Source organism: Pectobacterium araliae, assembly GCF_037076465.1.
Taxonomy (GTDB): Bacteria; Pseudomonadota; Gammaproteobacteria; order Enterobacterales; family Enterobacteriaceae; genus Pectobacterium; species Pectobacterium araliae.
Map to the genome: position 1 here is coordinate 2,516,626 of NZ_AP028908.1, position 19,584 is coordinate 2,536,209.

17 protein-coding genes are annotated in these 19,584 nt (G+C 53.1%); 8 read left to right on the forward strand and 9 right to left on the reverse strand.

Annotation, left to right across the window (positions count from 1 at the left end):
• Positions 1-30 precede the first annotated feature (30 nt).
• On the forward strand, positions 31-534 hold the full coding sequence (tpx, locus tag AACH44_RS11330) for a thiol peroxidase (protein WP_005972398.1): 504 nt from the start codon (positions 31-33) through the stop codon (positions 532-534).
• Positions 535-590: 56 nt separating this feature from the next.
• Here the strand turns inward: tpx and AACH44_RS11335 are convergent, their stop codons facing one another.
• The 8 genes from AACH44_RS11335 to pspA form a co-directional block, all read right to left on the reverse strand.
• Positions 591-1,904, reverse strand: coding sequence for a DNA-processing protein DprA (locus AACH44_RS11335; protein ID WP_261848668.1), 1,314 nt, complete (start codon positions 1,902-1,904; stop codon positions 591-593).
• A complete protein-coding gene (locus AACH44_RS11340; protein WP_338659243.1) occupies positions 1,901-4,018 on the reverse strand; it encodes a RecQ family ATP-dependent DNA helicase in 2,118 nt (705 codons plus the stop codon). Before AACH44_RS11340 ends, AACH44_RS11335 begins: the two co-directional genes overlap by 4 nt.
• A 50-nt stretch (positions 4,019-4,068) precedes the next feature.
• Positions 4,069-5,637, reverse strand: coding sequence for a transcriptional regulator TyrR (gene tyrR / locus AACH44_RS11345; protein ID WP_261848670.1), 1,569 nt, complete (start codon positions 5,635-5,637; stop codon positions 4,069-4,071).
• 259 nt (positions 5,638-5,896) lie between these two features.
• Positions 5,897-6,940, reverse strand: coding sequence for a YcjF family protein (locus AACH44_RS11350; RefSeq protein ID WP_261848671.1), 1,044 nt, complete (start codon positions 6,938-6,940; stop codon positions 5,897-5,899).
• A complete protein-coding gene (locus AACH44_RS11355) occupies positions 6,937-8,334 on the reverse strand; it encodes a YcjX family protein (protein WP_261848672.1) in 1,398 nt (465 codons plus the stop codon). The genes AACH44_RS11350 and AACH44_RS11355 overlap by 4 nt, the downstream gene beginning before the upstream one ends.
• 159 nt (positions 8,335-8,493) lie before the next feature.
• Positions 8,494-8,859 (reverse strand): envelope stress response membrane protein PspC, encoded by a 366-nt coding sequence (gene pspC / locus AACH44_RS11360; RefSeq protein ID WP_261848673.1) that lies wholly within the window; start codon positions 8,857-8,859, stop codon positions 8,494-8,496.
• Entirely contained in the window at positions 8,859-9,083 is a 225-nt protein-coding gene (pspB, locus tag AACH44_RS11365) for an envelope stress response membrane protein PspB (protein WP_261848674.1), read from the reverse strand. The genes pspC and pspB overlap by 1 nt, the downstream gene beginning before the upstream one ends.
• A gap of 83 nt (positions 9,084-9,166) precedes the next feature.
• Complete coding sequence (gene pspA, locus AACH44_RS11370; RefSeq protein ID WP_010276756.1) at positions 9,167-9,832, reverse strand: phage shock protein PspA; 666 nt, start codon at positions 9,830-9,832, stop codon at positions 9,167-9,169.
• Between the two features lie 225 nt (positions 9,833-10,057).
• Here pspA and pspF point away from each other — a divergent pair, with 225 nt between their 5' ends.
• Positions 10,058-11,044 (forward strand): phage shock protein operon transcriptional activator, encoded by a 987-nt coding sequence (gene pspF, locus AACH44_RS11375; protein WP_261848675.1) that lies wholly within the window; start codon positions 10,058-10,060, stop codon positions 11,042-11,044.
• An 84-nt stretch (positions 11,045-11,128) separates the two neighbouring features.
• Here pspF and AACH44_RS11380 read toward each other — a convergent pair whose 3' ends face one another.
• Positions 11,129-12,655, reverse strand: coding sequence for a cellulase family glycosylhydrolase (locus AACH44_RS11380; RefSeq protein WP_261848676.1), 1,527 nt, complete (start codon positions 12,653-12,655; stop codon positions 11,129-11,131).
• A 542-nt stretch (positions 12,656-13,197) separates the two neighbouring features.
• Between AACH44_RS11380 and sapA the strand changes: the two genes are divergently transcribed.
• The 6 genes from sapA to fabI all read left to right on the forward strand — a co-directional run bounded on the left by sapA (position 13,198) and on the right by fabI (position 19,523).
• A complete protein-coding gene (gene sapA / locus AACH44_RS11385; RefSeq protein ID WP_261848677.1) occupies positions 13,198-14,886 on the forward strand; it encodes an ABC transporter substrate-binding protein SapA in 1,689 nt (562 codons plus the stop codon).
• A complete protein-coding gene (sapB, locus tag AACH44_RS11390) occupies positions 14,883-15,848 on the forward strand; it encodes a putrescine export ABC transporter permease SapB (protein ID WP_261848678.1) in 966 nt (321 codons plus the stop codon). The genes sapA and sapB overlap by 4 nt, the downstream gene beginning before the upstream one ends.
• Positions 15,835-16,725, forward strand: coding sequence for a putrescine export ABC transporter permease SapC (sapC, locus tag AACH44_RS11395; RefSeq protein ID WP_010276734.1), 891 nt, complete (start codon positions 15,835-15,837; stop codon positions 16,723-16,725). Before sapB ends, sapC begins: the two co-directional genes overlap by 14 nt.
• 16 nt (positions 16,726-16,741) lie before the next feature.
• Positions 16,742-17,734 (forward strand): putrescine export ABC transporter ATP-binding protein SapD, encoded by a 993-nt coding sequence (gene sapD, locus AACH44_RS11400; RefSeq protein WP_261848679.1) that lies wholly within the window; start codon positions 16,742-16,744, stop codon positions 17,732-17,734.
• On the forward strand, positions 17,734-18,549 hold the full coding sequence (sapF, locus tag AACH44_RS11405) for a putrescine export ABC transporter ATP-binding protein SapF (RefSeq protein ID WP_005972439.1): 816 nt from the start codon (positions 17,734-17,736) through the stop codon (positions 18,547-18,549). Before sapD ends, sapF begins: the two co-directional genes overlap by 1 nt.
• A 185-nt stretch (positions 18,550-18,734) precedes the next feature.
• Positions 18,735-19,523, forward strand: a complete 789-nt coding sequence (fabI, locus tag AACH44_RS11410; RefSeq protein ID WP_261848680.1) for an enoyl-ACP reductase FabI — start codon at positions 18,735-18,737, stop codon at positions 19,521-19,523.
• Positions 19,524-19,584 lie beyond the last annotated feature (61 nt).

The following is a 19,584-nucleotide window of genomic DNA, read 5'->3' on the forward strand; positions in this document are numbered from 1 at the left end:
TGTTAATCACCTGTAATTAAGGACGCAAACATGTCACAGAACGTACATTTTCAAGGCAATCCTGTGCCAGTAGCAGGGTCATTCCCGGCTAAAGGAAGCAAAGCACCAGCATTTACTCTGGTGGCTAAAGATCTGTCTGATGCTTCACTCAGCAACTATGCTGGCAAACGCAAAATCCTGAACATTTTCCCAAGCATCGATACGGGTGTTTGTGCCGCGTCCGTGCGTAAATTCAACCAGTTGGGTTCTGAACTGGATAACACAGTGGTTCTGTGTATTTCTTCCGACCTGCCGTTTGCGCAGTCTCGCTTTTGCGGCGCGGAAGGTCTGAACAACGTCGTTGTACTGTCTACCCTGCGTGGCGGTGAGTTCAAAGAAAGCTATGGCGTCGCTATCGCCGATGGCGCGCTGAAAGGTCTGACCGCTCGCGCGGTTGTCGTACTAGATGAAAACGACAACGTGCTGCACAGCGAACTGGTGAACGAAATCACCACTGAACCAGATTACGATGCTGCACTCGCTGTACTGAAGTAAGCGATACTGGCATTACGTGAAAAACGGCTGCGCGAGCAGCCGTTTTGTTATTTTGACTAAGGCCGATGGGAATTAGCAATCCATTGATAACGTACTGGCCGATTGTGTCTTTTAATAACACCTTCATCAGCAGCCTGCTGTAACCAAACGGTAAGTTGCGATTTGTGTAGCGAGGTGCTGTTTATGAGTACGTCCAGACTTACCGCTTCTACCGCCAGCCGACTGAGCTCCCGCAAAAACAATGCATAAAAATCGATGGATTTATCTTTCAGAACATTCATTTCGGTTTCTTCTGCTGTAACAAGGCTTTCCTCGCTCGTCGAAGTGATGTTTTCAGCACAGATTTTTTGCGAGTCAGGCTGCTCCAACAGTGCTGTTTGCGGTTCCTCGCGTAAAACTAGGCTACCTTGACCTCCCGGAGCAACGGACGTCGACACGGAGTTAACCTGTTCGAGTAATCCGGCAACACTCAAAGATCGCCAGTCCATATCACACCAGCGTCCCCCTGCAGCTACCAGATCTGCGTTACCCGCAGACGCTTCGTCTGTTGGCTTTACCCACAGCGGTACCCAGCCTTTCTTCAGGTTTTCCTGCGCACCGCTGAACGTCCCCCCATTTTTACCTGAGTGAACGGCTAAGGCACTTTCAGCAAGGCAATAAATGTATTTATTCCGCGCCATCGCATTGCCTGTACTGAAACCAGCTTCAGGGTGGAAAGGAGATACCAGCACCGCCAGCCCTTCCATCAATCCTTTACGCCATTTTGTACTTGTACTCGCCTTAAGCAAGCTATCGGCCATCACACCGATGACAACGCCCCCTTGACTCATGGCACCCAGCATCGCTGTTTCATCCACGCCTCTGGCCCCGCCAGAAACGATGGCAATATTTTCAGTGGCGGCCTGTATACCGACCTGACTTGCAAACGATAAATCCATGGCATTAGCATTACGCGAACCGACTACCGCCAGCCCTCTGGCATTTAATAGCGCACGGTTGCCACAGCCAAATAATACGGGGGGAGAATCACTTTTCAGCTGCTGTTTTAGGCGTTTGGGATAATCATAATCCGAGCGCGTAACGACCCATAATCCTGCCCTTTGCCACTTTTCAATTGCCAGAGCCAGACTATGTCCTCGGCTCAGCAGTTGAACAATTCGGGCAACACTCACGCGTGAATCATGCCAACCACTGAGCAGAGTCGCAGAGTCTGGCACAAGGAGATCCGCAGGGCTCAGTGATTTTTCTTTCAACCACAATGCAAAGCGCCCCCACTCCGTATTGGTGAGTGGCTTGAGATCGCCAGCACTTGCCTTGCTGAAATAGCAGGTCAAAAGCAGTGTCGCTTGTGCCATGGGGGATAAATTCATGCATTACTCACCGAAGCAGACGCGAGCGCGGCCGGATAAACACAGCCACTGCCCGCTTGTTGTAATAAGGCGGCAATCACCGCCAACGTCCAGCCAGAATCAACAATATCATCAATCAGCAACACCGCACCTTCTGGTATCGAGGGGATGACGGCAAACGCACCGTCCAGATTGCGGCACTGATGGAAGCGGTTTTGTTGACCTTTCTGTGGCTGATTGTCACGTATTTTATGAATAGCATCCACAAACGGTAGGTTCAACCGTACTGCCAGACGCCGGGCAAAATCAGGCACTAATGCAGGATGATTACGTGAAGGGACACAGCAAACCCATTCAGGTGCAGGTTCGGGCTGCCAGCGTTGCTGAATCATCTCCGCCATCGCTGCAACCAATTCGTCACTAAAATGGCCCGCATATTTATTGTCTGCCACCCCCCTTCCCCATCCTGCATCCCCCCAGCGGGACAAGACACGCCCTTCTTGAGCACGCAAGTTCTGCGCCAGATTTCCGCGAAAACCATATTCAGTAAAAGCATTAGCGGCGACCTGTATATTTGGCCGAATAATAGTTTCCGTCTGTTTGATAAACGTTCCAGCCCGATGAATAAGCTCAGTATTAGGCGAAATAGCGACCACCGGACGTCCAAGGCAGGAAGTACACTGACCACACGGCGCCGTATCTCGATCATCCAGTGCGTGACGCAAAAACGTCATCTTGCAGCCAGTCTCCGCCAAATACGCTTGCATTTCCTGCCATTCCCGTTCCCGTTGCCCAGTCAGATGTGCAATACGGGCACGATCCATCGCATACGGAACGGGTGTTCTGCGCCACTTCCGGTCAACGTTTATCACTGGTGTGGGGCTCTCGACGCTGAGAAATTTCAAGACCTTCTCAATCTGCCCATGACGAAGATTGGTTTGTTCTTCAATGCCTCGCAATGTCAGGCCATCGGCATTGGCAAGCGCCTGCAAAATTTCAGTCACTTGCGTCTCTGCGGGAAAAGCCGACCCCCTGAAGAATTCGTGAATCTCTCTATCTTCAACGCCAGACATCAGAATACCAACAGCATGATCGATACCGCGCCCAGCACGACCCACCTGCTGGTAATACGCGACTATCGATCCCGGCATCTGATAATGAATCACAAAGCCCAGATCGGGTTTGTCATAACCCATCCCCAATGCGGTCGTTGCCACTAACACTTTAATTTGGTTATTCAGCAGCAATGACTCAAGGTGTTGGCGATAACCATCTGAATCAGCCGTCCCAGATGATGTGATAAAATCGTCATGCGTTACACCGCTGTAATAAGGCCGCGCCACGATGCCTGAGCGATTCAACCAGCGAGAAACCATCTCCGCATCACGCTGCGTCAGCACATAAACAATCCCCGTACCTGACAAGGTTGGAATGGCCTGTGCCAGCCATGCCAGACGCGATGATTGATCAGGCAATCTCATCGTCTGTAACGACAAGCTTTCACGAATAAGCGGGCCACGCTGAATGCGGATATTGCCTAGCTGTGCCTGAATATCCTCAATCACGCGATTATTGGCCGTGGCCGTCGTACCCAGAACAGGGGTATTCGCAGGCAGTTGACGCAAAATATTCACAATACGCCGATAATCTGGCCGGAAATCATGCCCCCAATCCGAAATACAGTGTGCTTCGTCAATCACCATCAGGGCAATACGATCGGCAATCGGCTGCAATACCGTTTCAACAAATGAATCATTCGCCAGACGCTCAGGTGAGATCAATAAACAATCAACCTGATTGCTAATGATACGTTGCGCCACGCTATCCCAATCATCTCTATTGGTAGAGTTCAGCGTTTCCGCCACAATCCCTAATCGCCCGGCAGAATCTATCTGGTTGCGCATCAACGCCAACAAGGGTGAAACAATGATAGTTGGCCCCATGCCTCGATCGCGGAAAATTTTCGTACTGATAAAATAGACCGAACTCTTTCCCCAGCCAGTACGCTGTACTACCAGTAATTTCTGCTGGCGGTTAACCAGCGCGTCAATCGCTTCCCACTGCCCGTCGCGAAACTGTGCGTCAGGGTCGGCTAATGCCGTCTGTAACAGTTGCAGAGCCTGTTCTTGATCCATATTCACTCCTTTGATTAACCGAGCCACAGCGCATATATCAAGCGCCGCCATTACTCCTCGTCATCCCCCGCCGGTTTGCGTTGGCTGAGTCCATATTCCCGTAGTTTATTCGCGATCGCCGTATGCGATACCCCTAGCCGTTTCGCCAGTTTGCGTGTACTTGGATAAGATTGATAAAGTCGAGTCAGCACAGAACGTTCGAAGCGTTTGTTGATGTCGTCTAGCGAGCCATCAAGCAGAGTTTCATCTTGTGGCACATCAATCGAAAATGCAGGAAGATCGATATCCTGCATATGTAATTCATTTCCTTCCAACCGCGTTAGCGCCCGATAAATGGTATTTCTCAACTGTCGAACGTTACCCGGCCAGCCGTACTGTGGCAGGAAATGTTCGACATCTGCCGCTAATTTGGGGCGAGGAATGCCCTGCTCGTCAGCAAAACGTGCCACGAAGAGTTCAGCCAGCGGCATAATGTCTGCCGGACGCTCACGCAGCGGTGGTAGCATTAACGTAAGCACATTCAGGCGATAATAAAGATCCTCTCGGAACTCACCGCGCTGTACCAGTTCCAGCAGATTTTTCTTTGTTGCACAAATCACCCGCACGTCCACATGCACTTCGTGATCTTCGCCCACGCGGCGGAATGTGCCGTCATTCAGGAAACGCAGCAGCTTAGTCTGCATCTGTGCCGACATTTCACCGACTTCATCCAGTAAAACCGAGCCGCCATTAGCCTGCTCGAAGAACCCTTTCTTGCCTTCCTGCGCATTGAGATACGCACCGGGAGCATGACCGAACAGCTCACTTTCCATCACGTCGTCGGGTAATGCGGCACAGTTCAGCGCCAGGAAAGGACGCTTGCCACGCGGCCCACGCAGGTGGCAGGCACGCGCCAGCATATCTTTGCCCGTCCCTGTATCGCCGACGATCAACAACGGCGCATCCAGCATCGCTAGCTTGCGCGCCTGCTCCACCACCTGACGCATTTTCGGACTAGTAGAAACGATGTGATCAAACTCATTTTCATCGTTCACAGCAAGGTTCTGTAACTGTCGCCCCATGCGAGCAGCCGATTTCAGCATCACCAATGCTCCCGCCGTTGCCACTTTACCGGCATCATCCTCCAGACGGACAGGCGTCATTTCCAGTAGAAAATCCTGACCACGAATCACCACGCGTTCCGCCACAACGGAACTGCTCTTTTCCAGCCAACTGGCAAAATTGAAACCGGGGATCATCGTGGAAATCGTCATTTCGCTGATGGCCTCTGCCGATTGTTCAAACAGCGCCAGTGCGGCGGGGTTAAACAATTCGGGCTTCCCTTTCATGTCCAGTGAAAACACCGGCTCAGGCATAGATTCTAATAGCGCATTCAGCGCCCGATGTTCGCGTTCAGACGGCATAAACGCCACGGTGCGCACATCGCTAACGCTGTCAATGCGGCGAATTTCCGACATCAGAAGGCGGAAATCATCAAAGTCGAGGGTGGCAAAATTGAGGTAAATACGACCAATAGACGCAATTTCAATGCCGCGTAAATCAATATTGCGTGACGCAAGCAGATCTAACAGTTCACGGACCATACCAATGCGGTCTTCACAAATCACTTCCAGATGCATCAACGGCTACCTTCTTCAAGAGACACGACATGGCTATTGCTACTGATAATACCCTTTCGTTTGCACCGGATGAAGTCAGGTGGCAGCAAAAGTTGACACATCTGTACGTTTTTTCCACGTCAATAACGATACGGGGTTAAGATAGTGGCGTGGTTACCATCGCGACAAGGGTTCGAATACCTTCCGATAGTGACCAAAACATACGTTTTCATCAAAAAGCAACGACAAATGACGAGGGAGCACACCATTGTCTTCACCTCTACCGCCCTTTTTGCAGTGTTTCTTTCACCTGGCCGATGAGTTCACGACGGAAATCCCCCAAGCGTGGTTTGTCATCCAGCCACGGCAGCGGACGGCACAGCTCCATCGCTTTAATCCCCAGACGTGCGGTCAGTAAACCTGCACCAATACCCTGCGCAGCGCGGGTCGATAGCCGTGCCGCAAGATCCTGCGACATCCAATCCATGCCAATTTCCCGCACCAGCTCCGATGCCCCGGCAAACGCGATATTCACTAGCACCAGACGGAACAGGCGAATACGGCTGAAATAGCCAAGTTCGATGCCGTATAAGGCGGCAATACGATTAATCAGTCGCAGGTTGCGCCAGGCAATAAAGGCCATATCGACCAGCGCCAGCGGGCTGACGGCGATCATCAAGGTGGATTCCGCCGCCGAGCGGCTGATTTCACGCCGTGCCTGTGTGTCCAACACGGGCTGAACCAGACGCGCATACAGCTCCAGCACTTCACGGTCATTGTGGGTTTCGTGGAGTGAAGCCTGCCAACGCTGTATTGCCGGATGACCGCTATCCAACCCAGCCTGCTGCGCCAGTTTTTCACAGAATTCGCGCCCGCGTCCCACACCGTGACTGTGCAGCAGATCGCGAGCCACATCGCGTTCTTCCGCACGTTCCCGCAAGCGATAAAGGCGTCGCCACTCGACAGCCAACGAGCCGACGCCCGCCGCCACAATCAGGCTGCCTGCGGTAATGCCGCCCAGCGTGATCCAGTCCTGCTGTACCCAGGCGTTATGCAGCGACTGCACGCCCTGCGCTAGCGCACTGACGCCAAACAGCCCGATGCCTGCCATCACCATACGCCGCCACAGGCTGCGTTTAGGCCGCAATGCCGCACTGATCGCCTCTTCCGCTGCGCCTTCTTCCAGCACTTCTTCTTCACGGCTGATCGGAGAAAATGGCGTGCCGCTCTGCTCATCAAATGCCAACCCGGCCCGTAGCTGCGGCTGAGGCTCTTGTGGTGAAATATCGTCGAACGTGACGCGGGGTTTTAATGGCTCGTTCATCGCAATTTATCCTTTAGCAGAAAGTCCATGACCGTATCCAACCGGATATGCGGCAACGGCGTGTCTACCGTCATTTCTCGCGGACGAAATTGATCGAAATGGAAGCCCTGCGTTTGCCAGAATGCTGCACCCGGTAAACGCGCAGGCACTTCACCGGGGTAGACCGTCAATGGCTGGCCGTCGCTGAGCCGATGCCCTTTCAGCGCCGGAATTTTCTGCCCCTGATGATCGACTACGCCACTCTGCGTTGACTGGATCGACGCAATGCCTTCGCAGCGCATATCGATGCCTTCAAACGCGGCGTTCTGCCACGCCTCTTGCACCAATTGCTGAAGCAACGACACCAGATTGGCGTGCTGGTCGGCGGTAATGTGATCCGCTTTACTCGCCGCAAACATCAGCTTGTCGATGCAAGGCGAGAACAAACGCCGGAACAGCGTGCGCTTCCCATAATGAAAACTTTGCATCAGTTGGGTCAGCGCCAGCCGCATATCGTTAAACGCATGAATGCCGCTATTAAGCGGTTGCAGACAATCGACCAGCACAATCTGTCGGTCGAAGCGCACGAAGTGATCCTTATAAAATCCTTTGACAACCGACTGACAGTAATAGTCAAAACGCTTGCGCAGCATGCCGATGTTGGTTTTCTCATCCGCCTGCGCCAGCCTGGTTTCACCGATGTTATTCACCTGCGGCCAGGGGAAAAATTGCAGCACTGGCGCCCCTGCCAGATCGCCCGGCAGCACAAATCGACCCGGCTGAATAAAGTGCAGCCCTTCCTGCTTGCAGCGGTGCAAATAGTCAGTGTAGGCCTGCGCCACCTCGGCTAACTGATTTTCATCGGCTGGTGCCAGCGGATCGATTTTCTCACACAGCGCCAGCCAGGGTTTCGCCCATTCACTGCGCCCCCCTTGTAGCAAGCCGCTCATCTGCTGTGACCAGCTTAGATAGGTTTGCTCCAGCAGCGGCAGATCCAGCAACCACTCGCCGGGGTAATCGACAATTTCCAGATAGAGCGTCGAGGTGTCTTTAAAGTGACGCAGCAGCGAATCCTTAGAGCGATAGCGCAGCGCCAGACGGATCTCACTCACGCCGCGTGTCGGTGTCGGCCAATCCGGCGGTGAACCATACAGCGCCGCCATGCCTTCATCATAGGCAAAGCGCGGCACGCCCAGATCGCGCTGTGGCACACGTTTCACACCGAGCAAACGCTCTTCGCGCACAGGAGAAAACATCGGCAAGTGTGCCCCGCTGTGGGTGTTCAATAATTGATTAACGAACGCGGTGATAAACGCGGTTTTGCCGCTGCGGCTCAACCCGGTGACGGCAATCCGCAAGTGACGATCCACGCCGCGATTGACCAGTGAGTTAATTTCGTTCTGTAGTCGACTCATTGAATAAACCATCACTCCTGTCGTTGCGTTTAGTTGCGTTGCAAAAGCACATTCAGGCTACCGCATTGATCGCGGAGAAAAAAGCAGCGCGACGCTATCCACTGTCGATTCAGATCGAACGGTAGATAGCATCCGCGAAAGAGTATAACCGATGACAGATTACAGGTGGCGAAAGCGGTTCTGAACGCCAAAGGTATCCGAGGTGACATAGCGTTCAATGTTACGCAGGCGCTGTTCGCTGGCCTGCAAGGTCGCATCAGCCTCATTCAGCAGTTGACCAGGTGTGCGGCGCGTTTTTTCATCCTCAAATCTCATTCCTGCCGGAGCGGGATCGAGCATAAAGGTCAGAATGATGTACGCCACGATGGTGAAAAAGAACAGGCCGAAAAACATCGACAACACCGTAATCAGCCGTACGAGTTTCACCGGCACGTCAAAATAACGTGCTAACCCAGCGCAAACCCCTTTCAGCATGCCTTCTTCCGGTAAGCGGTATAACGTTTTACCTGACCACGTATTTTTCATTACGATTTTCTCCAGTCCGGGTGTTCTGCATCCAGAATGTCTTCCAGCGCTCTGATACGCTCACGCATATGGTTGGACTCTTCCGTTAAATGCGTCAAACGTTGCATCTCGTTTTGTCCCAGTTGAGCACTGTTTTTACGCTGGTTGTAATGTAGCCAAAGCCATATCGGTGCCACAAACAACATGAAAATGGTCAGCGGAATGGCAAGAAACAACGCACTCATTGTGTCTCCTTAGTTATTATTTACACGCTCTATGGCGGCTGCCGTTTTCTAACGACAGCCATCCGATGGCGTTTACGCTCTAATTACTCTGCTGGCTTAACTTTAGCTTTAAGTGCCGCCAGTTGCGCGCTGATTTCATCGTCTGCTTTTAGCTCGGCAAACTGCTGATCCAGCGATTTTTGTTTCCCCAGCCCGTGGCTTTCCGCTTCCGCTTCCATCGTGTCGATACGGCGTTCAAACTGATCGAAACGCGCCATGGCTTCATCCAGTTTACCGCTGTCCAACTGACGGCGTACATCACGTGACGATGCCGCAGCCTGATGGCGCAACGTCAGCGCCTGCTGGCGAGCGCGGGTTTCGCTTAATTTATTTTCCAGCTCGCCGATTTCACGTTTCATACGCTCCAGCGTTTCATCCACGCTTTCGGCTTCATGCTGTAACACGGCAATCAAGTCGGTCAGCTTCTGTTTCTCAATCAGCGCCGCACGAGCCAGATCGTCTTTGTCTTTGCGTAGCGCCAGCTCGGCTTTTTCCTGCCACTGATCTTGCTGGCCATGCGCTTGTTCAATGCGGCGGGCAATCTGTTTCTTTTCTGCCAGCGCCCGCGCTGAGGTTGAACGTACTTCAACCAGCGTATCTTCCATTTCCTGAATCATCAGCCGCACCAATTTCTGCGGATCTTCCGCTTTATCCAGCAATGAATTGATGTTGGCGTTCACGATGTCGGCAAAACGAGAAAAAATACCCATAATTACATCCTCTTCATGATTTCCAGCGTCTGATTACGCCTGATTTATCATCGTGACCAGCCAAGCCAGCCGCGATCTCACTGTAGATATATCAATAAGCATGCCAATTTTTAATTTTATTTAACTCACTGAAAATAAAAGAATAGATAATTTTGACTATTTTTCTCTTTTCGTTAGATTAGTCAAATACGCTAATAGTTAGTAAAAATAACACGGTGAAACATCATGCTTCAGGAAAAAGAGAATCTGCTAGGCGAAGCCAACAGCTTTTTAGAGGTACTGGAACAGGTGTCACAGTTAGCACAGTTGAATAAGCCTGTGCTGGTGATCGGCGAACGCGGGACGGGTAAAGAGCTGATCGCCAGCCGTCTGCACTACCTTTCCCCGCGTTGGCAAGGGCCGTTCGTTTCCCTCAACTGTGCGGCGCTCAACGAGAACTTACTCGATTCCGAATTATTTGGTCATGAGGCGGGGGCTTTTACCGGGGCGCAGAAACGCCATCTGGGGCGCTTCGAACGCGCCGACGGCGGAACGCTGTTTTTGGATGAACTGGCCACCGCGCCGATGCTAGTGCAGGAAAAATTACTGCGGGTGATCGAATACGGCATGCTGGAACGCGTCGGCGGCAGGGATCAGCTTCAGGTTGACGTGCGTCTGGTGTGCGCCACCAATGACGATCTGCCTGCGCTGGCTGCCAGCGGTAAGTTCCGAGCGGATCTGCTCGACCGCTTAGCCTTTGACGTTGTACAGCTCCCGCCGCTGCGCGAACGCCAGCAGGACATTATGCTGCTGGCCGATCACTTTGCGATTCAGATGTGCCGCGAATTGCACCTGCCGCTGTTTCCCGGTTTTACGCCTGCCGCGCGCGAGACACTGCTGAATTACCGCTGGCCGGGCAATATTCGTGAACTGAAAAACGTGGTTGAACGCTCAGTGTATCGTCACGGCGATAGCGAACAGCCTCTCGATACCATTATTCTGAACCCTTTCAGTCGGGCTACCGCCGTTCAGGAAAAACCGCAGGCAGCATCGGGTCAGCCGGATTTACCGTTGGACATGAAGCCGTGGCTGCTGGAACAAGAAAAAGGCTTGATCGATCGGGCGTTAAATCAGGCAAAATTTAACCAGCGCAAGGCCGCAGAACTGCTGGGATTAACCTATCACCAGTTGCGCGGATTGCTAAAGAAACACGATATTGCGGTGAATGAGTAAGAAGCTAGCGAGAAAATGCGGGCGAATTAACGCCCGCAGAGCAAGTCATGTCGATCGCTTAAGGATCGAGAGACATGAGGGCGATTACGGCTCAACACCCCAGACTAGCGTGCCTTTATCATGCACGGTGATCTTATCTCCGTTGGTGTAACTCGTGACGTTAGCGCCATATGAATAGTCATTCGTTTCATTCACATTACTCCAGTCGCCCGCGTGGATACGCACCTGCACTTCGCCCGTTTCCGCGCCCGGCTGTAGAGAACCGGCTCCGCTGCTGAAGGTCACCAGAACATAGCGATTGGCTTTATCGGTGCTGGCGGCTGGCGTTCCTGTGCTGGTCACGATGTTGTTAGGACCGACGTTCGCCCAGTCAACAAAGAGGTTTGCGCCTGGCTTACCGTCATCATGGAAGTAGTAGCGAACTTGCAGATCGCTCAGTTTGATCGGCGTACTTCCGGTATTTTTGATGTTGAAAGCCAGACGAATCGCATCATCGGAAGGATTGTTATCCACATTGCGATATTGCAACACGATGTCACCCGTGGTTCCGTTACCTGAGTTAGTCGGCTCTGTTGGCGTTGTGGGTGCCGTCGGCGTATCGCCACCGCTCAGATCTGCCCCCACACGAATCTGCTCTCTGACAAATTTGCCTGACGTTGACAGATTTTGCTCCGTCCAACCACCCGATTTGCTTGCCCCCGGTGCCAACGCCGCCGATGCCTCTGACTTATCGGTAAGCGACCAGTTCACCCAGCTTACGCCACGGTTATTCAGGAAATCGATCCAGGTTTGCGACTCTGGCAGGAAGGGGCCACCATTGCCGGAGGCATCGCTGGTTCCCCACTCAGTGACAAAAATCGCCGCGCCGCGGCTTTGCGCATAGTCAATGCGATCGCGCAGGAACTGCCCGTGCGTACCGGCATAGAAATGCAGCGCGTATAGGGTATTCGGATCGGGCAACTGATTGTCCGCTGCATCATGGATATCCTGACTCCAGGTGCCTGTACCAACGATAATGAGGTTATCGGGATCTTTGCTGCGGATAGTGTCAGTCACTTCCAACGCATAAGGCCGAATCTGTCCGTTCCACGTCACGCCGCCGTTGGGTTCATTGGCGATTTCATAAATCACGTTCGGCGAACTGCCATACAGTCCCGCCATTTCAGCAAAAAAGGTCTTTGCCTGTGCTTTATAAATATTGGGATCGTTATCCGACAAGATGTGCCAGTCGATGATGATATAGACGCCGAGACTTTGTGCTGCCGCAACGGCCTCTTTTACCTTATTGGCAAGGGAAGGATTGGAAATATAGCCATCCGCCGCCGTGTACATGGCGACACGGAATACGTTAATCCCCCAATCGTCACGCAGCCATTTCATCGACTCTTTGTTGACATAATCCCCAAACCACTGCAAACCGTGCGAACTCATCCCGCGCAGTTGTACCCTCTTTCCCTGTTCATCCACCAGCCGCCCGTTTTCAATAGACAGCTGGCCATGCGTTTCCACCGGGGTGGCAGATAATGCGGAGAAACTGAGCGACATACCCAGTACCGTGGTTACCACACCTAACGTCAATTTCCTGACGATTTGCTTCCTTCTGAGCCACATATTCCTTATCTCCATTGTGAACACCCATGATCTTGGGTATAGGCATGATAAGGGAGATTTTCGCTCCCGCAAATAATTTAAAAAATATCCCAATCAATTTGATTTTATTAATTATTTACAGAGAAATAGAAAGCAAGATAAGCATATGGCAATGTCATTTTTCAGACAAAAAAAAGCCAGCACGTAGGCTGGCTAAAATAATACTGGAAGCAATGTGAGCAATGTCGTGCTCTCCTTCAGTGCCTGCGAGAAGCCACTGCCGAAGTGCGAAAGTGATGATAATAGTTATCAGTATCATCTGTAAAGCACTTTGTTGAGAATTTTTCTCATTTCCGTACTGATTATGGGGTTCCTCACCGCCTCGGTGCCGCCGATAACACACGTAATGCCGGATATCGCCTTGACCTTCATGATAACGCGTTCAATCCATCATCCCGCCACTCAAACGGTTGGAAAGTCGCCAGACGCACACAACAAGAGTGGGGAGGATGCCAAGAGTGCGATACACTCTCTCTATAACCGTCTTAACTGAAAAATCCCGTATGTTCGGAAAAACCTGTTTCGCACTGGCACTCACCTGGCTGGCTTTACCTGCACTGGCCGCACCGCAACCCGTGCTAACGCCGCCTGCTCCGCTGGAAAACATCCACCAGAGTGGTTTTGTCTATTGCGTCAATGATGTCCTGAACACGTTTAACCCACAGATGGCACGCAGTGGCATCACGGTCGATACGCTGGCGGCGCAACTTTACGATCGCCTGCTGGACGTCGATCCTTATACTTATCGGTTGATGCCAGAACTGGCGCAGCGCTGGGAAGTCTTGGACAACGGTTCGACGTACCGTTTCTTTCTGCGCCACGATGTGCCATTCCAGAACACCAACTGGTTCAGCCCGACCCGCAATATGAATGCCGACGACGTGATATTCAGTTTCCAGCGCATGCTGGATAAAAAACACCCGTATCATGATGTCAACGGCGGTGAATATCCCTATTTCGACAGCCTGCAATTCGCCGATTCGGTGCAAAGTATTCGCAAATTGGGCGAATACAGTATTGAAATCCGCCTGAACAGCCCTGATGCCTCTTTCCTGTGGCATCTGGCTACACATTACGCGCCGATTCTGTCCTCTGAGTATGGCCAACGTCTGGCGAAAGAGGACAAAAAGGAACTGCTGGATCGCGAGCCAGTCGGCACTGGCCCTTACATGCTCAATGAATACCTCACCGGACAATATATCCGCCTGACGCGCAGCGCCAGCTATTGGCGCGGTTTACCACGCATGCCGCAGGTGGTTATCGATCTTGGTTCTGGCGGTACAGGCCGTTTATCCAAGCTGCTGACGGGCGAATGCGATGTGCTCGCGTATCCGGCCGCCAGTCAGTTGACGATTCTGCGTAACGACCCACGTCTGCGTCTGTCGCTACGTCCGGGTATGAACGTCGCCTATCTGGCTTTCAACGTCCGAAAAGCGCCGTTGGATGACCGCCGCGTGCGGGAAGCTATCGCGCTGGCGATCAATAACGACAGGCTGATGCAGTCAATTTATTACGGCACGGCGGAAACGGCAGCCTCTATTCTGCCTCGCGCGTCGTGGGCGTATGACAATGAATCGCAAATTACGGAATATAATCCGCAGAAAGCACGACAAATATTGCAGGAACTGGGACTGACTAGCCTGAACCTGCGCCTGTGGGTGCCGAGTGCCTCACAATCCTACAATCCTAGCCCGCTGAAAACGGCTGAACTGATACAGGCCGATCTGGCACAGGTTGGCATCACCGTCACCATTATTCCAGTGGAAGGCCGTTTTCAGGAAGCCCGGTTAATGGAGCTTAGCCACGATTTAACACTGGCGGGCTGGGCAACGGACAGTAATGACCCAGACAGTTTTTTCCGCCCTTTGCTAAGCTGCGCAGCGATTCGTTCCCAGAGCAACTATGCCCACTGGTGCGATCCCACCTTTGATGACGTGCTGCAAAACGCGCTCTCGTCACAGCAGCTTTCTAAGCGGATTGACTATTATCAGCAGGCACAGCGCATTCTGGCAGAACAGTTACCTGTTCTCCCACTGGCATCGTCATTACGTCTGCTGGCTTACCGCTATGACATGAAAGGGTTGGTATTAAGTCCGTTCGGCAACGCCTCGTTCGCGGGTGTCTTTCGCGAAGATCAACAGACGCAGCAGAAGCCCTCTGCACCAGAAACCGTGGAGGAAGCACAGCCGTGATTATTTTTACCTTGCGACGCCTGGTGTTATTGGTAGTGACATTGTCACTACTGACGCTGGTTGGCTTTAGCCTCAGCTACTACACACCCAACGCCCCGCTCAATGGCGCGGCGCTGTTTGATGCCTATCATTTCTATCTCTCTAGCCTGCTTCAAGGCGATTTTGGCCGTTCCAGCATTAACGGGCAGGCCATCAGCGAGCTGCTGAAAGAAGTGTTCCCCGCCACGATTGAACTTTGTCTACTGGCCTTTGCGCTCTCGTTGTTGGTCGGGATTCCACTGGGGATTACCGCCGGTGTGATGCAGAATCGCGGCGCGGACATTGTGATCAGCACGCTGGCGCTGATCGGCTTTTCTCTGCCTGTGTTTTGGCTGGCGCTGCTGTTGACGCTGTTCTTCTCGTTGCATCTCGGCTGGCTGCCGGTTTCAGGCCGTTTCGATCTGCTCTATCAGGTGAAAACCGTGACCGGTTTTGCGCTGATTGATGCCTGGCTGTCCGATTCGCCCCATCGCGGCGAAATGATCGTCAGCGCCATCCGCCACCTGATTCTGCCGATTACCGTGCTAGCCGTCGGGCCGACGACTGAGGTGATCCGCCTGATGCGCGTCAGTACCACGGAAATTATCAGCAAAAATTACATTAAAGCCGCGGCAACCCGTGGGCTATCACGCTTTACCATCATTCGTCGTCACCTGATTCACAACGCACTGCCGCCAATTATTCCCAAGCTGGGGTTACAATTTTCCACCATGCTGACGCTGACAATGATTACCGAAGTGGTCTTTAACTGGCCGGGTATCGGTCGCTGGCTGGTAAATGCCATTCGCCAGCAGGATTTCGCCGCGATTTCTGCGGGCGTGATGGTGGTCGGCGCGATGGTCATCACGGTCAATATCCTGTCTGATATTTGGGGCGCGATGGCAAATCCGTTGAAACACAAGGAATGGTATGCCCTACGATAACGTCTATAGCGAAAAACGGCTGCCTAGCCGACTGGGCGATACCTGGCGGGCATTCCATCAGGATATGCTGGCAATGATCGGGCTATATGGCTTTTTGATCCTGATCGGCCTGTGCCTGTTCGGCAAATTTCTCGCACCTTATGAAGTTGATCAGCAATTTTTGGGCTATCAACTGCTGCCCCCTTCCTGGTCGCATTACGGCGAAGTGTCGTTCTTTCTCGGCACCGACGATTTAGGACGCGACCAGCTAAGCCGCTTATTGAGCGGTGCCGCCCCCACCGTCGGTGCATCGCTCATCGTCACCTACGCGGCGGCGCTGTGCGGCATCGTGCTGGGCGTCTTTGCGGGCGTCACGCGCGGACTGCGTTCGGCGATGCTCAACCATATTTTGGACACGCTGCTATCGATTCCGTCGCTGTTGCTGGCGATTGTGGTGATTGCCTTCATCGGTCCGAAGCTTGAGCACGCGATGCTCGCCGTCTGGCTGGCGCTGTTGCCGCGGATGGTGCGCACCATCTACAACGCGGTGCACGATGAAATGGACAAAGAGTACGTGATCGCCGCCCGCCTTGACGGCGCTTCCACGTTTTATCTGGTCTGGTACGTCGTCTTACCGAACATTGCCGCGCTGCTGGTTTCAGAATTTACCCGCGCGTTGTCGATCGCCATTTTGGACATCGCCGCGCTGGGCTTTCTCGATTTGGGTGCACAGTTGCCCACCACCGAATGGGGTGCCCTGCTCGGCAACTCGCTGGAATTGGTTTATGCCGCGCCGTGGACCGTGATGCTGCCCGGTGCGGCTATCGCACTGAGCGTGTTAATCGTCAACCTGCTGGGCGACGGCCTCCGCCGTGCGCTCGTCGCGGAAACGGAATAAGAGGCGACAACTCCCTATGCCATTACTTGATATCCGTAACCTGACGATTGAATTTCTGACCGCCGACGGTGCGGTAAAAGCCGTCGACCGCGTCAGTATGACACTTAGCGAAGGGGAAATTCGCGGGCTAGTGGGCGAGTCCGGTTCAGGCAAAAGCCTGATCGCCAAAGCCATCTGCGGGATCACCAAAGAGAACTGGCGTGTAACCGCCGATCGCTTCCGCTTTGATGATATCGACCTGCTGCAATTGTCATCACGTGAGCGACGTAAACTGGTCGGCCATAACGTCTCCATGATTTTCCAAGAACCGCAATCTTGTCTCGATCCGTCAGAAAACATTGGTCGGCAGTTGGTACAGGCAATTCCCAGTTGGACGTATAAGGGCCGCTGGTGGCAGCGATTTAACTGGCGCAAGCGCCGCGCTATCGAATTGCTGCACCGCGTCGGGATTAAAAATCACAAAGACATCATGGGTAGCTATCCCTATGAGCTGAGCGACGGTGAGTGTCAGAAGGTGATGATTGCCATCGCGCTGGCGAATCAGCCGCGTCTGCTGATTGCCGATGAACCGACCAATGCAATGGAATCCACCACGCAGGCGCAGATTTTCCGCCTGCTATCACGCCTGAACCAAAACAATAACACCACGATCCTACTCATCAGCCATGACCTGCAAACCATGAGCAAATGGGCTGACCGCATCAACGTGCTTTATTGCGGACAAACGGTGGAGAGTGCCACCTGTGAAGATTTGATCACCGCGCCGCATCATCCTTATACCCAGGCGCTGATCCGCGCGATGCCCGATTTTGGCCGCTCACTGCCGCACAAAAGTCGGTTAAACACGCTGAACGGTGCGATTCCCTCGCTGGAACACTTACCGATTGGCTGTCGGCTCGGTCCACGCTGCCCTTATTCACAAAAACAGTGTATGCAAACACCACCGCTGCTTTCCGCGAAGAACCACTTATATGCCTGCCACTTCCCGCTCAACATGGAGGAACCATGATGGTTGAGATGCTGCTTGAAGCCCGCAACCTGACCAAGACGTTCCGCTACCGGACTGGGCTTTTCCGTCGTCAGCATGTTGAAGCGGTAAAATCCGTCAGCTTTACGCTACGTGAGCGCCAGACGCTTGCCATCATCGGTGAGAACGGTTCGGGGAAATCGACGCTGGCGAAAATGCTGTCAGGTATGATCGCGCCGACGTCCGGTGAACTCGTTATCGATGATCACCCGCTGCATTACGGCGATTATGGCTACCGCAGCCAGCGTATCCGCATGATCTTTCAGGATGCGAGCAATGCGCTCAATCCGCGTCAGCGTATTGGGCAACTGTTGGATGTTCCGCTGCGGCTGAATACCGACCTCAGCGCCGAAGCGCGTGAAAGAGCGATTAATCAGGCGCTACAGCAAGTCGGGTTACGTCCCGATCATGCTTATTACTATCCGCATGCGCTCGCGCCGGGGCAAAAACAGCGCGTCGGTCTGGCGCGAGCGCTGATTCTGCAACCGAAAGTGATTGTCGCCGATGAAGCGCTGGCTTCGCTGGATATGTCTATGCGGTCACAGATTATTAATCTGATGCTGGAATTACAGGAAAAGCACGGTATCTCTTATATTTACGTGACGCAGCATCTGGGCATGATGAAGCACATCAGCGACCAGATTCTGGTGATGCAGGCAGGCGAAGTGGTCGAACGCGGCAGTACCGCCGATGTGTTGTCCGCCCCGCTCCATGACCTGACGAAACGTTTGATTGCCAGCCATTTCGGTGAAGCACTCAGCGCGGATGCCTGGCGACGCGACGGCGCACAACGCTAATCTCCGCGCACCACGGTGGCCACTGGACTGTGGAAAAAGACGGATACTGCTCGGAGTACCCCTACCGCCCCCAACATGGTAGAATTGCGCGGTTTATTCATCTCGGTCGTCACTTGCCGCGTAGGTTTAGGTTTACAGGCCCAGACGTGGCGATCGCAGCAACAATGATCACAAGGATTACTGCTATGGGTTTTCTTACCGGTAAGCGCATTCTGGTAACAGGTGTTGCCAGCAACCGTTCTATTGCCTACGGTATTGCACAAGCAATGCAACGTGAAGGTGCCGAACTGGCGTTCACGTATCAGAACGAAAAATTGAAAGCACGCGTTGAAGGCTTTGCCAGTGAACTGGGTTCCAGCATCGTTCTGCCGTGTGATGTCGCTGAAGATGCGAGCATCGAGGCACTGTTTACCGAACTGGCTAACGTATGGCCGAACTTTGATGGCTTCGTGCATTCCATTGCTTACGCACCGGGCGACCAACTGGACGGTGACTACGTTGATGCCGTTACCCGTGAAGGCTTCAGCATTGCTCACGATATCAGCTCTTACAGCTTCGTCGCGATGGCGAAAGCCTGCCGTAAAATGCTGAACCCGAACTCTGCGCTGGTTACCCTGTCCTATCTGGGCGCAGAGCGTGCTATCCCTAACTACAACGTAATGGGTCTGGCAAAAGCGTCTCTGGAAGCAAACGTACGTTACATGGCGAACGCCATGGGTGCTCAGGGCGTGCGCGTCAACGCCATCTCTGCGGGTCCGATTCGTACACTGGCTGCATCCGGCATCAAAGACTTCAAGAAAATGCTGTCCCATTGTGAAGCCGTTACGCCAATCCGCCGTGTCGTGACCATTGAAGACGTGGGCAACTCTGCTGCGTTCCTGTGTTCCGATCTGGCTGCCGGTATCTCCGGTGAAGTTCTGCACGTTGACGGCGGCTTCAGCATCGCTGCAATGAACGAGCTGGAACTGAAATAAGTCATCAAAAGTAGCCTGTCTCCCAGGTGGGCTACTTTCTTTTCCTCGGAGTTTAATTAGG